This window comes from Saccharothrix sp. BKS2, from assembly GCF_047689505.1.
Taxonomy (GTDB): Bacteria; Actinomycetota; Actinomycetes; order Mycobacteriales; family Pseudonocardiaceae; genus Actinosynnema; species Actinosynnema lopnurensis.
Genome location: NZ_JAUQOL010000022.1, coordinates 45,163 through 64,290 on the forward strand (window position 1 = coordinate 45,163; position 19,128 = coordinate 64,290).

Below are 19,128 nucleotides of genomic sequence, written 5' to 3' on the forward strand. Positions count from 1 at the left end.
GACGTGCCGCGCGCCGCCGCCGGCCCCGCGGCACCGGGCGGCCCCGCGATCCGCATACGTCGGCGATATGCCGTGCCCCCTAGCCTGCGGAGATGCGGGTGCTGATCGTGGAGGACGAGCCCTACCTGGCCGAAGCCGTCCGCGACGGGCTGCGGCTGGAGGCGATCGCCGCCGACATCGCCGGTGACGGCGACACCGCCCTGGCGCTGCTCGGCGTCAACGCCTACGACATCGCCGTCCTCGACCGCGACGTCCCCGGCCCCTCCGGCGACGAGGTCGCCCGGCACATCATCGCCTCCGGCAGCGGCACCCCGATCCTGATGCTCACCGCCGCCGACCGCATCGACGACAAGGCGTCCGGGTTCGAACTCGGCGCCGACGACTACCTCACCAAGCCCTTCGACCTCCGCGAGCTCGTCCTGCGCCTGCGCGCGCTCGACCGCAGGCGCGCCCACCCCCGTCCCCCGGTCCGCGAGCTCGCGGGCCTGCGGGTGGACCCCTTCCGCCGCGAGGTCTTCCGCGACGGCCGCTACGTCCCGCTCACCCGCAAGCAGTTCGCCGTGCTCGAGGTCCTCGTCACCGCCGAGGGCGGCGTCGTCAGCGCCGAGCAACTGCTGGAACGGGCCTGGGACGACAACGCCGACCCCTTCACCAACGCCGTCCGCATCACCGTCTCCGCCCTGCGCAAACGACTCGGCCAACCCTGGCTCATCGCCACCGTGCCCGGCGTCGGCTACCGCATCGACACCGGCGAGGGCCCCGCCCCCGGCGGTGCCCGCGACCAGGGCCGCCGAGGTGCCGCCGGTTCTCCGACCCCCGGTGCCCGGTTGCTAGCGTGACGCGGTGTCTGAGCGAGAGCACACCGGGCGGATCCTCGACGGCCGGTTCGAGCTGCTGGAGAGGCTGGGCAGCGGCGGCATGGGGACGGTCTGGCGCGCCCTCGACCTGGGGCTGCACCGCGAGGTGGCCATCAAGGAGGTCCGCCCGGCCGACGCCGACCAGGTCGAGAGCAACCCCGCGATGGCCGCCCAGCTGAGGGAGCGCGTGCTGCGCGAGTCCCGCGCGCTCGCCCGGTTGCAGCACCCGAACGTCGTGTCGATCTACCAGATCATCGAGTCGCCCGACTCGCCGTACCCGTGGATCGTCATGGAGCTGGTCCGCGGCACGTCGCTGGACGCGCGGTTGGACGACGGCGTGCTTTCCCCGACCGAGGCGGCGCGGGTCGGGCGGGACGTGCTCGCGGCGCTGCGCTCGGCCCACTCCGCGGGCGTGATGCACCGCGACGTCAAGCCGGGCAACGTGCTGCTGCGCACGGACGGCAGCGCCGTGCTCACCGACTTCGGCATCGCCGCCCTCCAGGGCTCGACCCAGCTCACCGCGACCGGCGACGTCATCGGGTCCCCGGAGTACATCGCCCCGGAGCGGCTGCGCGGCGACGAGACGCACCCCGCGTCGGACTTCTGGTCGCTGGCGATGCTGCTGTACGTGGCCGTCGAGGGCAACCACCCGATGCGCCGCGCGAGCACGATGGCGACCCTCGCCGCGGTGATGACCGAGCCGGTCCCGCCGCCGCGGCGCGCGGGCGCCCTCGCACCCGCGCTCAACGCGGCCCTGCGCAACGACCCGGCCGAGCGGCCGTCCGGCGAGGTGCTGGACCAGATGTTCGCCGCGGCCGAGCGCAACCCGCTCCCGACGCCGGGACCCCCCACCCCGGCGGGGTTCCCCGTCCCGGGACCGCCGAGCGGCCCCCAGCCGCACCTGCGGCACCCCCACTGGCAGTCCGGCCCCACGCCGGCACCGGTCGGCGGACCGCACCTCCACGGCTACCCGCAGTCCTACCCGACCCCGCGGCCGACGACGCGCGGGCGGACCGGCGCCGTGGTGTCCTCGCTGGTCGGGGTGGCGCTGGTCGTCGTGGTCACGCTGCTGGTGGTCCACCTGACCCGCGGGAAGGACTCGACGAACGCCGACACCGGCTCGTCGGGCACGCCGATGACCACCGGGCAGGGCGTCGACCTGCCCACCGGCCCGACGACCGCGGTGGCCGACCCGGCGGGGGAGAGCCTGCTCACGCCCGCCGGCGCGCGCAAGGCGGCCGGCGCGCTCGGCGAGGTGATGGGCGGCACCAAGGTGTCCGAGCTGACGCTGTGGCCGGACCGCGCGACGACGACCGCCCCGACCGCGGCGGTCGCGCACGGCTTCGACAACTTCGAGTACCGGGGCGGCAAGGCGACCAGGCAGGGCCCGGACGGGGTCGACGCCGACCGCGCCGTGCTCGACCTGAACGAGATCAACTGGGACGCGCTGCCCGCCCTGTTCGAGCAGGCGGACAAGGACCTGGGCGTCCCGAAGCCGACCATGCGGTACGTGATCGTGGACACCGACATCATCGACGGGACCGCGTCGCTGAGGGTGTACCTGATCGACGACTACGGCGCCGCGTTCCTGGAGGCGAACCTCAAGGGCGAGGTGCGGAAGGCGTACGCGCGCGAGAAGTGACCGGGGTCGCGCCGAACCGCGCGCCCCGGCCGTCCTCGCGGCACCACGCCGCCCCGACCCGTCGGACGAGGTCCTAGGGTGGTGCCCATGATCACCGAGGAAGAACGCGCCGCCCGCTCGCAACGCGCCCGCGACGCCGCCGTCGCCGCCGCGACGGAGCTGGGGCTGGACGCGTCCGGGGCGACGGTCCTGTACGACGTCTTCTCGGTGGTGGTGGACCTCGCACCGTCGCCGGTCGTCGCGCGCGTGCCGGTGGTGACCCCGCGCGGCACCACCTCGGCGGGCTTCCAGCGCACGGAGCTGGACGTGTCGAGGTGGATGGCGTCGCGCGGCGAGCCGACCGTCGTGCCGAGCGGGCTCGTCCCGGCGGAGCCCGTGGAGCGCGACGGTTTCGCGATGACCTTCTGGGAGAAGGTCGAGGGCGTGGTCCCCACCGACTACGACGCGGTGAAGCGGATGCCCGCCGTCGCCCGCCTGCACTCGATCCTGGCCGAGTACCCGGGCGAGACCGGCTTCTTCCCGGGGATGCAGGGGTACGTCGACCTCGCCTTCGACGACCTCGAAGGTCGCGAGGACCTGCTGCCCGCCGCCGACCTGGCCCGCGCCCGCGCCGAGTGGGCCGCCCTCTCCCCCCTCGTCACGTCGCCCCCGGCCTTCGCGCGGGCGTTCCCCGGCGTTCCCGTCCAGGTGGTCCACGGCGACGCCCCCTTCTACAACCTGATCGAGACCGCCGACGCCGTGCTGTACTCCGACTACGAGCACGTCGGCGTCGCCCCGGTCGAGTGGGACCTCGCGCACACCGGGGAGGAGGCGATCTCCGCCTACGACGCCGCCGCGGCAGACCTGGGCCTGCGCACGGTCGACACCGACGTGCTGCGCGTCATGGAGCGGTTGCGCGACCTCCAGGCGGTCGCCTGCCTGGCGATGGTCCCGCAGCTCCCCCTGCTGGTCGACGGCTTGGCGTCGACGCTGGAGACCTGGCGGGCCACCGAACCCCTGACCGGGCGCACGGGCGACGACCCGCGGACCGCCACTCCGGCGGAGCGGTGACGCGCCAGTACCTCCGGGCTTTCCGGTGCCCGCGCGAAACCCGGTGGCGGACCACAGCGACCGCTGCTACTTTCCCGGGGGCCGTGCGGAGGATCGAGGAGGTGGTACCCGTGAACGCAGTACCGACATGGGTGCTCCCCTCCGGGGTCGCGGTCGGGCGGTAGGTCGTCCGAGGAGCGCCGTTCACGAGCACTCCGAAAGGCACCACCGTGCGATTCACCTCCGAACAACGCCTCGACGACGGCGTCCTGGAACGCGGGTTCGCCCTCGGCGACATCCCCGGCATCCTGTGGACGCCCGCGGCCGCACCGGCCCCGCTGATCCTGCTCGGCCACCCCGGCGGCCTGCGCGGGATGTACCCCCGCCTGGCGGCCCGCGCCCGGCACGCCGCGGCGGAGGGCTTCGCCGCGGCCACCATCGAACTGCCCGGCGCGGGTGACCGCCCCCGCTCCGCCGATGCCGAGCAGGCGCGCGCCGACCTGCGCCGGGCGCTGGAGGCCGGCGGGCGGGTCGACGACGGGATCGTCGACCGGCTCGTCCTCCCGCTGGTCGAGCAGGCGGTCCCGGAGTGGCGGGCCGCCCTGGACGCCCTGCTGCCGCTGCCCGGGATCGGCGGCCCGGTCGGGTACGCGGGCGGGGTGATGGGCATCGGCATCCGGCTGGCGGTGGTCGAGCCGCGCATCGCGGCCGCCCTCCTGTTCGCCGGCAGCTTCGTGCCCCGCGCCCTGGTCGAGGAGGCCCGGCGGATCACCGTCCCGCTCCTGGTCCTGCTCCAGTGGGACGACGAGGGCAACGACCGGCAGCAGGCGCTGGACCTGTTCGACGCCTTCGGCTCCACCGAGAAGACGTTGCACGCCAACACGGGCGGGCACACCGGCGTCCCGCACTTCGAGGGCGACGACGGCAACCGGTTCTTCACCCGGCACCTGAGATGAGCCCGAGCCGGGCTTGACCGCGCCGCTCGGTCCTCCGCGGTCAGGCCCCGTCCGGCACCGGGTCCGCTCCCGCGTCCGAGCAGGAGCGGGCCCGGTGCCGGGGTGCCACCACCACCGCGGCTGTCCAGCAGGCTGGATTGTCCACGCCGGCGGAGGTCAGCAGCCTGGTTCCGATCGGTCGTCGCAGTACCGACGACCGCGGAACCCAGGAGTTGTCTGCCTTGTCCACCTCCCCCTCCCAGCAGGATCGACCTGCCTCCTCCCGCTGCCGCCGCGTGGTCGCCATGACGACGGCGGTCGTCGCGGCGGGCGGTCTCGCGTTCGCCGGCCCGATCCCGGCGGCCCATACCGAACCCCGCGACGCCATCCAGCAGGGCCTGGACGAGCTCGTCGGTGTCGACCGGCACCCCGGGGCGCTGGCCGCCGTCCGGGACCGGCGCGGCCGGACCCGCCACTACACCGCCGGGGTCGGTGACCTGCGGACCGGCGCCCCGGTGCCGACGAACGGCAGGGTGCGGATCGGCAGCGCGAGCAAGATGTTCACCTCCGTCGTCGTGCTGCAACTCGTCGGGGAGGGCAGGGTGGAGCTCGACGCGTCGATCGAGACGTACCTGCCGGGCCTGGTGCGGGGCAAGGGCATCGACGCCGGCCGGATCACGGTCCGCCGACTGCTCCAGCACGACAGCGGCCTGCCCGACTACACCGACTCGATGTTCAAGACCATGGGCGACTTCCTCCCCCACCAGCACGTCTACCTCGAGCCCCGGGAACTGCTCGACCTGGCGAACGCCAGGGAGGACGGGCGTGCCCCGGGCGGCGGTTGGTCCTACAGCAACACGAACTACGTCCTGGCCGGCCTGATCGCCCAGCGGGTCACCGGTCGCCCGTTCAACGAGCTGGTGACCGCCCGGGTCATCCAGCGGATCGGGCTGCGCGACACGTACGCGCCCGGGGTCGGCGAGGAGGAGATCCGCGGCCGGCACCCCAGGGGTTACCAGCGCGACCCGGCGACCGACGAGCTGCTCGACTTCACGCGGATGGACCCGAGCTGGGGCTGGGCCGCCGGCCAGCTGGTCTCCACGCCGGGCGACCTCAACACCTTCCTGCGCGCGCTGCTGGACGGGAAGCTGCTCGAACCGGCCCAGCTCGCGCAGCTGCGCACCACCATCCCGACGGACCCGGAGTCGGGCCGGGGATACGGGCTCGGCGTGTTCAGCATGCCGTTGAGCTGCGGAAAGGTCGCCTGGGGCCACGGCGGCGACATCCCGGGTTACTCGACCACGAGCGCGACCACCGACGACGGCCGCGCGGCGACCGTCGTGGTCACCTCGCTCACCGGGTCGGTGAAGGACGAGTCCGTCGCCGCGGACCGGGGCGCGCTCGTCGACGCCGCGCTGTGCGCGAACTGACACCCGGCCGGCGGAGGTGGTGCCTGCTGTACCGGAGGTGTGCAGCACGGGGGATCGTGAGGCGGCGGGAAGCCGGAAACACTGTGCGGGTCAGTGCGAACAGTCCATTGTGGGGAGTGTCCCTTGTTGAACGGTCTCAGTGGTTCGACCGGAACCCGGCCGGGTCCCGCGCGCCGGCGTCGTGGCGTGGCCGCCGCGGCGATGGCGGCGGTGGCGGTGGCCGGTCTCGCGGTGACGGAGGTGGCGTCGGCGGGCGCGTCAGCTGACAGGTCGAGGCCGGCTCACGACAAGGCGCTCCAGGCGGGCCTGGAGGCGCTGGTCGCCGACGGGGCGCTGCCCGGGGCGCTGATGTCGGTGCGCGGCCGGGACGGGCGGGTGACGAACTACACCGCCGGAGTGGGTGACATCCGAACGAAGTCGAAGGTGCCGACGGACGGTTACGTCCGGATCGCCAGTATCACGAAGATGTTCACTGCCGTGGCGACCCTGCAACTGGCCGACGAGGGCAAGCTCGCGCTGGACGACACGGTGGAGAAGTTCCTGCCGGGCGTGGTGCGGGGCACCGGCGACGGTGCGGCCATCGACGGCCGGACGATCACGATCAGGCAACTGCTGAACCACACCAGTGGGATGCCCACCGGAGTCCCCTTCATGTCCAACGGGATCCTGCCGGTCAAGGACCGGTACTTCGAGACCCGGGAGATGCTGGACGCGGCGCTGACCCAAGCACCGACGTTCGCTCCGGGACAGGACAGGGTGTGGGCGTACAGCAACACCGGCTACATGCTGCTGGGCCTGGTGGCGCAGAAAGCGGCGGGACGGCCCTTCGCCGAGGTGGTCACCGACAAGATCATCAACCGGATCGGGCTGAAGGAGACGTACTACCCGGGTCCGGGCGACCGCGACATCCGTGCCCCGCACCCCCGGGGTTACCTGTTTTCCAAGGACGACAAGGGCAATCCGATCGCCGGTGATCTGATCGACATCACCCGGTTCGACCCGTCGATCGCCGGTGCCGCGGGACAGATGATCGCCACCCCGAGTGACATCAACAAGTTCCTGGTCGCCCTCCAGGACGGTCGACTGCTCAAGCCCGGTCGGCTGGCGGAGACGCGCCGGACGGTGGCGGCACCCGGCTTCCCCGACGGGTGGCGCTACGGCCTGGGCACCATCGAGATGAAGCTGAGCTGCGGCATCACCGCGTACGGCCACGGCGGCGACGCCGACGGCTTCCAGACCCGCGCCGCCATCACCCCCGACGGCCGGGCGGTCACCGTCGCCTTCACGAACGACGAGGCCCACCAGTACGAGGTCCTCGCCTTCTTCGACAAGGCCCTGTGCGCCACGAAGTAAGCCCCTGGGCCGGTGCGGTGGTGTGCCCACCGCACCGGCCCGTGGGACTTCGCCGACCGACTCACGGGTCCACCTCCACGGTCAGGCGCACGCCGCGAACGTGCGACGCGTTCTTGTCCGCCTCGCCGCCGTGGGCACCGCTGCCCCAGCCCGCCTCCGCGGTCCGAGCTCCGACCTCGGTGCCCGGACCACGACTCCGCGAGACCGAACAGGCTGTTCCTCCCGTCCCCCGACCAGCGTCGTCCCACCGCGCGGCGATCAACAGCTCACGACCGGAGAGCCTGAACAGCGGCGAAGCGGTTCTTGACGTTGTCGGTGAGCCGCTTCAACCCGAGCAGCTCCAGCACGGCGCGCCGCAACGCCTCCTGACCGGTGTTCCCACCCCGTTCGGCGACGTGGTCGAGCAGGGCCGCCAACTCGCTCGGAGGCACCTCCTCGAACGACCGCGGTCCCAGGTGGCGCATCCGCACCTCCGGCTGGCCGGGCAGCCGGTAGGTGCGCGGCTTGACACCGCTCTCACCGAGCGGGTTGTCCTCGATGAGCCGTCCCTCGCGCACCGCCTGCGAGATCGCCTTGTTCAACTCGCCCGCCACCAGCTTCGTGACCCTGCTGGAGCCCGAAGTCCGGACGTAGGCGGTGTGCAGCCGGCCGCCCAGAACAGGTCCCTCGGCCTCGACGAGGCGCACCAAGCCGTCGAGCAGGTCCTGCCGCGACGCCTCGGCCACCTGAACCACGGTTCCGCTGAACCGGTCGTACGCGGCGAGGACGGAACTCCCGACAGGTGGTAGGGGCTCCACGACCACAGGCGGGGACGGTTCTGCGACCTCTGCGACCACCGCGGGCTCCGGCGCCACGACGGGCTCGGCCACCACCGGTTCGGCCGCCACCAACTCAGCCGCCACCGGCTCGGCCACCACCGGCTCAGGCACCACCGGCTCGACGACCACCACCGGCCGGCTCCGCTCGACCACCGGCAGGTCGCCGCCCTCCGCCGTCCACCCGGAGGGGTGAACGTCCAACTCGTGCAGCGCTTCCCACAACCGGGCCAGCACCGCGGGTCGGTCGGCGTAGAACTCCGACTCGCGGATGCGGAAGAACCGCCAGCCACAACGCTCCAGGTCGCGCTGCCGGGCCAGGTCGCGCTCGTACGCGTCGGGCCCGTGCCACGCGTCACCGTCGCACTCGACCGCCAGCCTGGCCTTGGACCCCACGACCACCAGGTCGATCCGGTAACCCTCCGCCGGGAACTGCGGGACGACGCTGTAACCGCGGTCGACGAGGCGGTTGAACACCCGCTGCTCGAACAGCGAGTCGAAGGGCGCCACCTTCCGGTCCTCGGGCACGGCCGTGTGCCTGGCGTCGTCCACACCGTCCACGCGCCCGGACAACGCGTAGCAGTAGTCGAGCAACTGGAACCGCATGTCCTCGGGGTTGCCGAGGTCGGACAGGCGCAGGGAGTGGAACACCCACATCTGGTCCTTGGCGCGGGACGCGGCGACGTTGAAGCGCTGGACGTAGAGGTCCTGGGTCAGCGCGCCGATGCGCTTGCCCGGCTCCGCGGCCTTGACCATGGACAGGAACATCACGTTGCGCTCGGAGCCCTGGAAGTCGGCCGAGTCGCCGCACCGCAGGTCGCGAGCCTTCCACTCCTCCGGGGGAATGCGCTCCAGCAGGCGCTTCTCGATCCTCTTCGCCTGGGCGCGGCCGAGCAGCGACACGACACCGAACGTGAGGCCGTCGTACCGCGGGTCGGCGATGCACTTCTCGACCTGCTCGACGATGGCGTCCGCCTCGACCGGGTTGACCTTGTCGGTCACGCCGCGCTCGTAGCCGTCGTCGAGGAAGACCGGCTTGATCGGCTCCAGGCGGTCGGCGCCGTACTGGCGCACGGGCACCAGCCGGATGCCGTCGGGCTCGTAGGCGATCCGGTTCGAGAAACCGATGATCTCCGGCACGCAGCGCCGGTGCTCGACGAGGGTGGTCATGCCCTCGAAGCGCATCTTCGCCTCGTCGAACAGGCTGCGCTTGGGGTCCTGCCACGACGCGCGGTAGGGGTCGTCCCACAGGTACTGCTCGGCGAGGTCGCGCAGCTGCTGCTGGTCGGTGCCGACGGCGGTGGGCGAGACCTGCTTGTCGTCGCCGATGACCACGATCTTGGGCGCGAGGTACTGGAGGAACGTCGCCTCCAACCCCGCCTGCGACGCCTCGTCGACGATCACGACGTCGAACATGTCCGGCTGGACGCGGAACTGCTCGGCGATCCGGTAGACGGGCATGATCCACACCGGCACCGCGGGGCGACAGCGGTCCATGGCCGCCTTGATGTCGGCCCTGCGCTGGTTCGCGTAGACGCCGGTGCCCTTGCCGAGCAGCTTGACCAGCTGGGCGTACTGGAGCAGGTCGGCGCGGGCCTTGCCGGACAGCCGCTCCGGCGACACGGCGTGCCCCCACGCCCGCTCGGCGGCCAGCCGCTCGACCCTGCCGCGCAGCTGCTCCTCGACGTGCAGCACCTCGGCTTGGAGTGCGTTGACGTCCTCGTCGCCGCGCCCGAGCACCCACACCCGTGCCACGGCCCACGCCCACGCGGCGTCCCAGTCGCCCAGCTTCTCCACCCACGCGGGGTCGCGCGGGTCCGCCGACACGGCCTCGTGCACTCGCGGGAGCAGGCCGACCAGCGTCGCCGCCACCTCGTCGCGACGACGCGCCAGCCCGGCGACCTCGGTCAGGCGCGCCAGCCTGTGGTGCGCGACCGCGTACGACTCGTGGTCGCGCTCCTCGACGGCCTGCGCCAGGTGCTTCACGCACGGCGCGGCGTCCGCCCACTGCGCCACCTCGGCGATGGTCCCCACGACCTCCAGCAGCGGCACGGTGGCCGCGGTGCGGGCGTCGGAGGCGGCAGCGGCGTCGACGAGCCGGGCGTACGTCTGCACGGCGTCGAGGTCGGTCCAGTTCGGACGGGGCAGGCCGAGCCCGGACAGGCCGCGCTCCTCCGCTTCGAGGGATTGACCCAGCGCCAGCACCCGACGCAGCTGCTCCAGCTCGGTCACGTGCCACTGGAGCCGCTCGCTCAACGTGTCCTCGGCGGGGATGTGCACGGAGTCGGGCCACGCCCGGTCCAGCGCGTCCAGCGCCCTGCCGGCCTCGGCCCACATCAGGAACACGTCGAGCTGGTCGGCCGTGGTGGGCGGAACGCCGTTCACCCGCACCGCCTGGAACAGCGGTTGGGCCTGCTTGACCGCCTTGGGCGCGAAAGCCCCCGTCTTGGGCGAGCCGTCCGGGTTGGTCTTGAGCTTGCCGCCGTCGCCGACGTGCGCGCGGAGCGCCCCGGCCAGGGCGACGAGCACGCCCGTGTCGGCGGGACCGACCCGCACCTCGGTGAGCGGGCCGAGGCGGTCGACCAGGGGACCAACGCGCCCGATGAGCTGGGCGACCTGGTTCCCGCGCGACCGCCAGTGGTTCGCCCGGCCGGCGAGGACGTCGGACAGCGCGTCGTTCATCCACTGCTCGCGCCGCCGCGACAGGTCCTCGGCCTCCCGCGCGAACCCGTTGAGCCGCTGACGCAGAACGGTACGGGTGGACTGATCCACCCGGCGGACGGCGTCGAAAGCGGTGTGCCGGGTGAGGCTGCCGTGCCCCTCCTCGGCGGCGATGGCCTGGCGCTCCGCGGTCACCAGGGCGAAGAACGCCTAGGGGGTGGGCACGTCCGCGAGGGGCAGCAGCTTGAGCCGCGCTTCGGGCTCATCGGTGTTCAACGCGTCGTCCACGAGGCTCCGGTGCCACTCGGCGAGGTCACCCGCCGGCACCGGGGACGGGGCGACACCGGTCACGGTGACCAGGTCCGCCACCCAGCCGAACCGCTCCCGCTCCGCTTCCACGCGCCGGGCGAGGGCGGCGAGCGTGCCCCGGTAGTCACCGACCTCGTGCTCGGCCACCTCTTCGCCGCGCGCGTCGAGCAGGCGCCGGTACAACCCGGCCCGGCGCCGGCGGAGTTCCTCGATCGCCGTGACGTGGTCCTCGACGGCTCGGCGCGCGGCCTCGGCGTCGTACTCGCCGGCCACGTGGCTGATCCGCTCCACGGCGACCTTGAGGTCGGCCAGGTCCGAGCGCGAGGAGCCGACGACCGAGACGGCCAGCGGCGCGATGGCCTCGGGCAGCTTCGCCCGCACCTCCTTCAGGGCGCGGTCCGTGTGCGCGGTGACGAGCACCCGCTTGCCCTGCGCGAGCAGGTGCGACAGCAGGGCTGCGACCGTGTGGGTCTTCCCCGTCCCGGGCGGCCCCTGAACGAGGGTCTGGGCCTTCGCGTCGACCTGCGTGAGCACGCGCAGCTGGCGGTCGTTGACCGGGAGCGGCAGGAAGAGGTCCGAGTCGATTTCGACCAGGGCGCCGGTCTCCGGCGAGCGCTCCGCGGTCGGCCGGTGGTCCGGGTCGACGAGCGGGAGCAGCCCGTCCGGGACGACACCGGACCCACCGAGCTGAGCGGCGACCGAGTCCAGGATGTCGACGATCCCCTGCCGTGAACGCCTGCGCAGGAGGACGGCCGGGGCGAACGCGGCCACCGCGTGGGCGCCGGGCTTCTGCACGTCGTCCTCGTCGAGGTAGGCGGCGTCGCCGGCGAGGGCGTGCGCCAGCCGGCGGAGCACACCGCCCACGACCTCGCGGTGCAGGACGGTCGCGATGACCTCGCGGGCTTCGTTCCTGATCTGCACGACGTGCTGCGGGTTGGCCACGCGACCGGGGTCGAGCATGTCCAGCTCGACGTTCAGCCCGTCCGCCACCTCGGCCTGGTGGAGGGCCAGCCGCCCGGTGGCGTCGTCGAAGTGGATGACAGCGGGCACGGTGGCGAGGTGCCGCCGCACGACGTGGTGACCCGGAGGGGACCACGACAGGCAGCCGACGCCGACGACGAGTTCGAGTTCCTCGGCGTGCCCGGCCGCGGTGACGTAGGCGGAGAACAGCTCGTTGTAGACGTCCCGCGCCGGTCGATCGCCCCGCTCGCGCTCGGCCCACCCCGACCAGCGCGCCTCCCACTCGGCGTGGACGCCACGGATCTCGGGCGCGTCGTCGAGCGCGGTGCGCTGCTCCCCTTCGCCGATCGACTCGCGCAACCGCGGCGGGGTGTCGGGGTCGTCCCACTCCCCGACCAGCCAGGACCGCAATCCCCCTTCCGGCTCAGGCGGCTCCTGGTGCGAGATCCTCTCGACCGTGAGCAGGGGGGTGCCGGGCTCGGGGGCTTCCTCGCGGTGCGCGGACCGGATGGCGGGGTGCTCGGGCAACCGACCGAACCACAGCACCGATTCGTAGCTGTCCGTGGTGCGGGGCGGGTTCGACTTGAGCTGCTGACTCCGCGCGAGGAACTCGAAAAGCCGCACCGCTCGATCAACCGCCGCACCCCGCGAATCCGGAGCAGCGCCGTTGTTCACCACAACCGTCCCCCTACCTCACCACCGAACTGATCACGCTGCTCATCGCCGGCGGGGGCTGGAGCGATACAGCCGATACCACACCGTTATCCAGTCAGTCCGCAATTGTGCGGACAGCGCTACCGGCGGCTGCCAGGTCGTCGAGCACCGGGACCAGGCCGAACGACCTACCGGAAGCACCCTTCGGCGTAGTGTGGGCCTAACCGAACGCAGCACAGCGCATTCCCGCACAAATTCCGGAACAACCGGGACGTCGAATGTACGGCGGGTTCCACAGGCCGCGCCGGAACATGACGGGAGGACGCAGAAACGGAAGTCACGAACAGGCCCGGAAATTTTCCCGCAGCGGAGAACCGCTCGAAGCAGGAGTTCTTCCGGCGCCCGCCCGGGTGCGGTGCGGGGGTCGGCGTCCGGGCAGGCTAGTTTGCCCGGATGAGCCTCCTCGATGACGTGGCCGAGCGCGACGGCTGGCGGTGCTGGGTGTGCGACGAGCCGGTCGACCCCGACATGTCGGTGAACGACCCGCGAGGGCCCAGCGTCGACAGCCGGACCGCCGACCGGAAGGCCAAGGTCGCCGAGCGGCTCGCGCACCGCGGGTGCAACACCCGCAAGGGCGCGGTCAAGGTGGTCATCCCCTGGCCGGACCGCCTGCACGTGGCCGAGCCCGCGCCGCTGATCACCGTCGCCGGGCGGCTGGAGCGCAAGGGGGGCCGCGAGATGGTGGCCCGCTGCCCGACCAGGCAGGACGCCCGAGAGGCGGCGGAGTGGCTGGTGGACCGGTTCTCCCGGCTGGTGCCGGGGCTGCCGGTGACCGCCGACGTCGAGGCGGGCGGCGGCCAGTTCCTCGTCGTCCTGGCCACCGGCCGTCGCTGACCGGCGCTGGAGGAGCCCGCCGACGACGCCCGGAGGTCGGAGCGAAGATCCGGAACCGCCACCCGACGCGGGGCCGCGCGGGCATAATTCCCGATCATGGTCGCCTACCGCAGCTTCGGATCACAACGCGCGCCCGTGGCGATGCGGGAGGCGTACCTCCGGCCCGGTCCCGACGACCCGATCGCGGTGGCCGCGGCGCGGACCCGCTCCGGCTGGGCCCTCGTCGACCAGCTCTTCCCCGGTCGGGTGTACGACCACATGTGCGCGTGTCCGCTGGTCGAGAGGTCCCACCCGGAGTCGGCGGAGGTGTGGCTGGGCGAGTTCGGCGACACGGTGGTGTACATGGTGCCGTCGAACGTCGAGCACCGGCGGGTGAACCGGCACGTCGGCGCGGATCGGCCGGTGCGGGCCGAGCTGGTCGACGACGAGCGGGCGACGCTCGCCTTCGTCGATCGCGTCGCCGGGGTCGAGCGGTTCGTCGAGATCGGTCCCGGGGCCGTGCGCGGGGCCGTGCGCGGGGCCGCCCGCGGTGAACCCCTGCCGTTCGAGCGGCCGTTCCTGGACGGTCCCGACGACGAGGTGTTCCCCCGGTTCGCGTACCTGAAGGAAGCGCGGTCGTGGCTGTTCGCGGTCAGCATCCCCCAGCGCCCGGTGCCACCGGCCGCCATGGTGGTCCGCGGCTACCTGCTGGGGCCGGTCGACGAGCCGCTGCCGCTGGTGGACGGGCGTCCGGTGGTGGGGCTGCCGCCCCCGGACGAGCTGGCCGACCTGCTCGCCGGTGCGGAACTGCTGGACGAGCGCGACGGGCGGTACGTCGCGGGTGGCGGTGACTGGTTCCGGCTGCACCGCGTCGACGCGGACCACGCGCTGCTGGTCGGCTTCGACGCCGAGGACACCGAGACCTTCTTCGCCGCCTCGGTGCCCTGGTTCGGCGCGAACGGCGAGACCGACCTGCTCGCCGCGGTCCCCGGGTGGTGGACCGAGCTCGTGCGCACGCGGCACCCCGGCGCGTTCTCGACCGACACCGGGTTCGACCCGATCAACATCGTGTGCGGGTGGGACGGCCGGCAGTGGACCAAGGCCATCGGCGCGCCCGACCCGGTGCTGCTGTACTACTTCATCGAACCCGACGAGGACGCCTGACCCCCGGCGGGCACGCCGTCTGCCAGGAGAAAGGCCCGCCGGGGAAAGGGCTCGCCGGGGAAAGGCTCAGCGCGCCTTCGCCTCGGCAGCGGCTTCGGCGGCGCTCCGCGCGATCATCGCCAGGTCGTCGACCGCGGCGATCATCGTGAAGCCCGCCGCCCGGAGGTGGGCGACGCGCTCCACCGATCCCGCGTACGCACCCGCCACGAGCCCGTTGGCCCGGCAGGCGCGGACCACCCGTCGGAGCGGGGCGTCCTCGCCGCCGTCGGCCAGCAACCCGGTCACCTCCAGGCCGAGCGCCAGCGACAGGTCGAACGGGCCGACGAAGACGCCGTCCACGCCGTCCACGGCCGCGATGTCGTCGACCGCGTCCAGGCCACGGGTCGTTTCGACCATCACCAGGCACAGGACGTCCGCGTTCGCCCGTGCCGGCACCGGGGCCGTCACCGCGTCGGTGGACCGGATCGGCCCGAAGCTGCGGGTGCCCCGTGGCGGGAACCGCACCGCCGCGGCGGCCGCCCGCGCCTGCTCGACGCTGTCGACCATCGGCACGATGATCCCGTCGGCGCCGCTGTCGAGGGCCCTGCCGATGAGCTCGGGCCGGTTCCAGGCGACGCGCACGAAGGCCGGGATGCCCGCCGCGCGCACAGCGGCGATCAGGTCGGTGTTCTCCCGCCCACCGGCCGCCCCGCCGTGCTGCTCGTCGACGCACGCCCAGTCGAACCCGCCGGCGGACGCCGCCCGGACCACCCGCCCGTCGGTGCTCCCGACCCACAGCCCCGTGCCGAGATCGCGCGGCGCGCCCGTGTCCTGGCCGGTTCGGGTCATCGCGTCTCCCCTGGTCATCGTCGAAGCGCGGACACGAAGATCCGGGCCGGCCTCCCAGCCTGCCACTGCAAACCGAGTCGGTGCCCGTCGAGGTCGAGGTACGGCGCGGAGCGCTCGGACGCACCCGGGGCGGCGTACACCGTCGCGATGACGCCGGTCAACGACGTCCCGGGGACGGGGTGCCGGGGACAGGCGTGAGGTCCTCCGGGGAAGCCCCGGTCTTCCGGGGTGCCGGCCGCGGGTCCCGACCACCGAAGTCGGCCACCCGGTCCCAGACCCAGTCGGCCATCGACTCGGCGACGGGCTCGTCGGGGTGCCCGGGTCGACGCTTGACGATCGCCCCGAACGCGACCATGACCAGGTACGCCCCGGCGTCGTCGGTCATCACCTGTTCCCAGACCTCGTTCTCGGGCCAGTCCGGGTGCGCTGCCTGGTCGGCCTCGATCTCCGCGCTCATGGCGATGATCTCGGCCGCCGACATCAGGCGGAACGGCTCGGCCGACCCCCAGGCGGCGCCGGAGCCGGGCTGCTGGCCGTCGTGCCAGGCCACCAGGTCCTCCGCCACCCCGGAGCCGAGCTTGTCGCCCCCGGGCACGTCGGAGATCGGAACCCCTGGTCGAAGCGCGGCGCGCAGGTCGGCGGGCATCACGTCGTCCAACGCCGCCAGCGCGGAAGCCAGGTCGGTGCCGAGCACCTGGTCGCGGAGTTGCCGCCACCCCAGCTCGATCACCCCGGTGCGGCGGATGTCCTCCAGGGTGATGTCCTGGGCGTGGGCGTTCTCGACGATCCGCAGCATCGTCCGAGCCATCTCCACCAGGCCCTGCAACAGACCTTCGGTCGGGTTCTCGCGCAGCAGTCGCAGACCGAGTTGTTCGGCGTCGGTGAACCGGTACTGCACCAGGTAGGACCAGCCGAGCATCAGGGCGACCCAGGAGTTCGCCGCATCGGCCCGGACGGCCTCCTCGGCCGCGGGGACGAACCGGTCGGGTGGTGCGAAGCTCGCCAGCAGGTACGCCGCGCGTTTCCCGAGCGCGGTGGGGAGTTCGTCCGGTGTCGTCCGGGCACACAGCGCCACCGCCTCGTCGAGTTGGCGCCACCCGTCCTCGTGCTCCCCGCAGAGCGCCTGGGCGGACCCCAGCTCCACCCAGTCGTCCCAGTTCTCGTGCTCCTCGGCCAGCACGGTGTGCGCCCACCGCAGCGCCTCGGGGTGATCGCGCTCGGCGAACGCCAGGTGTCGGAGGGCACGAGCCGCGTTGACGAACTGCCGGTCGCGGCGGCCGGCCACCCGGAGGTAGAGGCGCCGCGCCTCCTCGGTCTCGCCGCAGACCTCGCGGTGGTTGGCGAGCAGCAGCGACACGCTGCTCCGCTCCGGTTGGGCCGCGAGCACCCGCAACGCCAGCTCGGCGACCTCGGGGTGCGCCGGCTGCGCGGCGAAGAGCTCCCAGGCCAGGTCCAGGTCCCGCTCCACGTCGTCGGCGGCGGCGGCCGCGCGGCCGAAGTCGCTCACCTCATGCCTCGCCCGACCCGGTACGCCCGGAGCTGGTCGAAGGTGCCGTCGTCGACGCCGTACTCCAGCACCGGCGCCACCTGGTCGAACCAGGACGCCGTGGACGGGGTGATGCCGCCGACCGCGGCCAGCACCGCGTCGGTGGTGACCGGCACCAGCTCGCCGCTGCTCATCGACTCGACCATGGCCTGCTGCAGCACGGTGGTCGTCAGGTGACCGAGGTCGGCACCGGAGAACCCCTCCGTGGCCGCCGCGACGGCGACGACGTCCACACCGCCGGCGGGCTTGCCCTCCAGCGCGCCCCGGACGATCGCCGCCCTGGCGACCGCGTCCGGCGGCAGCACCAGCACCGTCTTGTCGATCCGGCCCGGTCGGCGCAGCGCGGAGTCGATGTCCCACGGTCGGTTCGTGGCGGCCAGGAAGTAGACCCCGTCGTTCGCGCCGGCCACGCCGTCGAGCTCCTCCAGCAGCTGGGTGACGAGCATCCGCATCGTCTGCGACCCGCCGCCACCGGAGGTCCGCCGTCCGCCGAGCGCGTCGAACTCGTCGAAGAAGATCACGCACGGCGCTGCCGCGCGGGCGTTGCGGAACACGCTCTGGATCGCCTTCTCGCTCTCCCCGATCCACTTGCTGAGCAGGTCCGCGAGGGTCACGTGGATGAAGGACGCCCCGAGATCGCCGGCGATGGCCCTGGCGATGAACGTCTTGCCGCACCCGGGTGGGCCGTACATCAGCAGCGACCCGCCCGGCTTCTGCCCGAACGCCGCCGCCAGCTCGGGGTTGCGCAGCGGGGCCAGGAACGCGGTGTCCAGGTGCCGCTTGACCTCGGCGAGGCCCGCGACGTCGGCCAGCGTCACCGCCGGGCGTTCGGCGTCCCACAGCGACGCCGACCCGGCGGCGCCGCTGTCCCGACGGTCGTCGTAGGCGGGGACCCGAACCGGTGTCGGCTCGTCCGCCCCGGGCCTGACCACGGGTGCGGCCGGGCGCGTGGCCTCGGCGGGCGGCGACGGGTTCGAGGTCCGCAACCGCGCCGCCATCAGCCGGGCGCGCAGCACGCGGACCCGCGCCGGATCCCCGCCGAGCGCCTCGAACGCCTTCAGCTCGCCGGCGGCGCGGTCCGGGTCCTGCTCCAGCAGCAGCGTGATGAAGTCCTCGCGCAACGCCGGGTTGCCGGGGTCGGCCTCCACCTCGCGCGCGATCACCTCGACGAAGCTGTCGCCGGGATCGGCGCCGGTCATCGCCCGGCCCCCTCGACCCAGCCCTTGAGCAGACCCAGGTTCGCCAGCGGGATGTAGTGACCGAGCCGCGGGTGGTCCAGCGTCACGCCGAAGACGCCGCCCCCGCCGAACGAGGCGACGTAGTCGATCGCGGCCGGCACCGGCACGCTGAACAACGGCGCCGTGCCGGTCCCCGGGTCGACCAGCCCGAGGGCGCGGGTGGCCTCGTCCGCCCGCGCGGCGCTGCTGTAGAGGCAGATCATCGGCCCCTGCCCGGCGGCCACGGCATAGGGGCGGGGTTGGTCGGCCGAGCCCCGCGCGATGAAGAACCAGTGCTCCAACGCGGTCACCCGCCGCCACAGCGCGATCTGCGCCGTCGTGTCCCCCGCGGGCGCCGCTCTGACCGCCGCGTCGAGGCGGTCCAGCTCGGCGGCCACCCCGGGGTCGTCGTCCCTCGTCATCCGGTTCTCCCTCGTCTGCTCGGCTGCCCGCGGTGGCGGTCGGGGTACCGGTCGCGACGTCCACGACCACCACCCGGAGCGGGCGCGAACGTGAAGTGGACCGGTTCCCCGGTGGCCGGTGGGGCGTTCGACCGCTGGCCGCGATGACGTCACCGACGCCAGTGACGGCGTGGGTCGTCGGTGCGGAGCCGGACGGGGTCGTTCGTCGACGGTCGACCTCGATCTCGCGACCGCGAGGGTATCCGGGGGACGACCGGGCCGCATCGGTCGTTCGCACCACACCCGCCGGTGGCGGCGCGCGGCAGAGGCCCAGATCCGCACCCGGTACCCGCCGGACCCGGACGAGCCCACCGCCCGGGTGAAATACGCCGGAGCCCACCCCAAAGCCACCGGCGCGGGACCACGGGCGTTACCCGAGACGTGGAATACGCTG

The 19,128-nt window shown here is 73.2% G+C and carries 14 protein-coding genes; 8 read left to right on the top strand and 6 right to left on the bottom strand.

All coding sequences use genetic code 11. From position 1 onward, the window contains the following. The first annotated feature begins 92 nt into the window (after positions 1-92). The 6 genes from Q5530_RS34320 to Q5530_RS34345 all read left to right on the top strand — a co-directional run bounded on the left by Q5530_RS34320 (position 93) and on the right by Q5530_RS34345 (position 7,246). A complete protein-coding gene (locus tag Q5530_RS34320) occupies positions 93-839 on the top strand; it encodes a response regulator transcription factor (protein ID WP_415366976.1) in 747 nt (248 codons plus the stop codon). 4 nt (positions 840-843) lie between these two features. Beyond that, entirely contained in the window at positions 844-2,499 is a 1,656-nt protein-coding gene (locus Q5530_RS34325) for a serine/threonine-protein kinase (RefSeq protein ID WP_415366977.1), read from the top strand. Between the two features lie 87 nt (positions 2,500-2,586). After that, the gene (locus tag Q5530_RS34330; protein ID WP_415366978.1) at positions 2,587-3,549 is read left to right on the top strand and encodes an aminoglycoside phosphotransferase family protein; all 963 of its coding nucleotides are present in this window, start codon (positions 2,587-2,589) and stop codon (positions 3,547-3,549) included. A 209-nt stretch (positions 3,550-3,758) separates the two neighbouring features. Continuing rightward, a complete protein-coding gene (locus Q5530_RS34335; protein WP_415366979.1) occupies positions 3,759-4,484 on the top strand; it encodes an alpha/beta hydrolase in 726 nt (241 codons plus the stop codon). A gap of 284 nt (positions 4,485-4,768) precedes the next feature. Further along, positions 4,769-5,893 (top strand): serine hydrolase domain-containing protein, encoded by a 1,125-nt coding sequence (locus Q5530_RS34340; RefSeq protein WP_415366980.1) that lies wholly within the window; start codon positions 4,769-4,771, stop codon positions 5,891-5,893. A 186-nt stretch (positions 5,894-6,079) separates the two neighbouring features. Then, positions 6,080-7,246 carry a serine hydrolase domain-containing protein gene (locus tag Q5530_RS34345; protein WP_415366981.1) on the top strand — a complete coding sequence of 389 codons (1,167 nt, stop codon included), beginning with the start codon at positions 6,080-6,082 and terminating at the stop codon, positions 7,244-7,246. Between the two features lie 266 nt (positions 7,247-7,512). Here Q5530_RS34345 and Q5530_RS34350 read toward each other — a convergent pair whose 3' ends face one another. Together Q5530_RS34350 and Q5530_RS34355 are read right to left on the bottom strand one after the other, a co-directional pair. After that, positions 7,513-10,917, bottom strand: a complete 3,405-nt coding sequence (locus tag Q5530_RS34350) for an AAA domain-containing protein (RefSeq protein ID WP_415366982.1) — start codon at positions 10,915-10,917, stop codon at positions 7,513-7,515. Positions 10,918-10,932: 15 nt separating this feature from the next. Further along, complete coding sequence (locus tag Q5530_RS34355) at positions 10,933-12,615, bottom strand: AAA domain-containing protein (RefSeq protein WP_415366984.1); 1,683 nt, start codon at positions 12,613-12,615, stop codon at positions 10,933-10,935. A gap of 483 nt (positions 12,616-13,098) precedes the next feature. Here Q5530_RS34355 and Q5530_RS34360 point away from each other — a divergent pair, with 483 nt between their 5' ends. Together Q5530_RS34360 and Q5530_RS34365 are read left to right on the top strand one after the other, a co-directional pair. Continuing rightward, a complete protein-coding gene (locus Q5530_RS34360) occupies positions 13,099-13,539 on the top strand; it encodes a hypothetical protein (protein WP_415366985.1) in 441 nt (146 codons plus the stop codon). A 96-nt stretch (positions 13,540-13,635) separates the two neighbouring features. Then, complete coding sequence (locus Q5530_RS34365) at positions 13,636-14,682, top strand: hypothetical protein (RefSeq protein WP_415366987.1); 1,047 nt, start codon at positions 13,636-13,638, stop codon at positions 14,680-14,682. Between the two features lie 66 nt (positions 14,683-14,748). Here Q5530_RS34365 and Q5530_RS34370 read toward each other — a convergent pair whose 3' ends face one another. From Q5530_RS34370 to Q5530_RS34385, 4 genes are all read right to left on the bottom strand, one after another. Next, positions 14,749-15,510, bottom strand: coding sequence for an HpcH/HpaI aldolase family protein (locus tag Q5530_RS34370; RefSeq protein WP_415366988.1), 762 nt, complete (start codon positions 15,508-15,510; stop codon positions 14,749-14,751). A 157-nt stretch (positions 15,511-15,667) separates the two neighbouring features. Next, complete coding sequence (locus tag Q5530_RS34375) at positions 15,668-17,017, bottom strand: tetratricopeptide repeat protein (RefSeq protein WP_415366989.1); 1,350 nt, start codon at positions 17,015-17,017, stop codon at positions 15,668-15,670. Then, a complete protein-coding gene (locus Q5530_RS34380; protein ID WP_415366990.1) occupies positions 17,014-18,255 on the bottom strand; it encodes an ATP-binding protein in 1,242 nt (413 codons plus the stop codon). Before Q5530_RS34380 ends, Q5530_RS34375 begins: the two co-directional genes overlap by 4 nt. Continuing rightward, complete coding sequence (locus Q5530_RS34385) at positions 18,252-18,695, bottom strand: hypothetical protein (protein ID WP_415366991.1); 444 nt, start codon at positions 18,693-18,695, stop codon at positions 18,252-18,254. Before Q5530_RS34385 ends, Q5530_RS34380 begins: the two co-directional genes overlap by 4 nt. Positions 18,696-19,128: the final 433 nt, after the last annotated feature.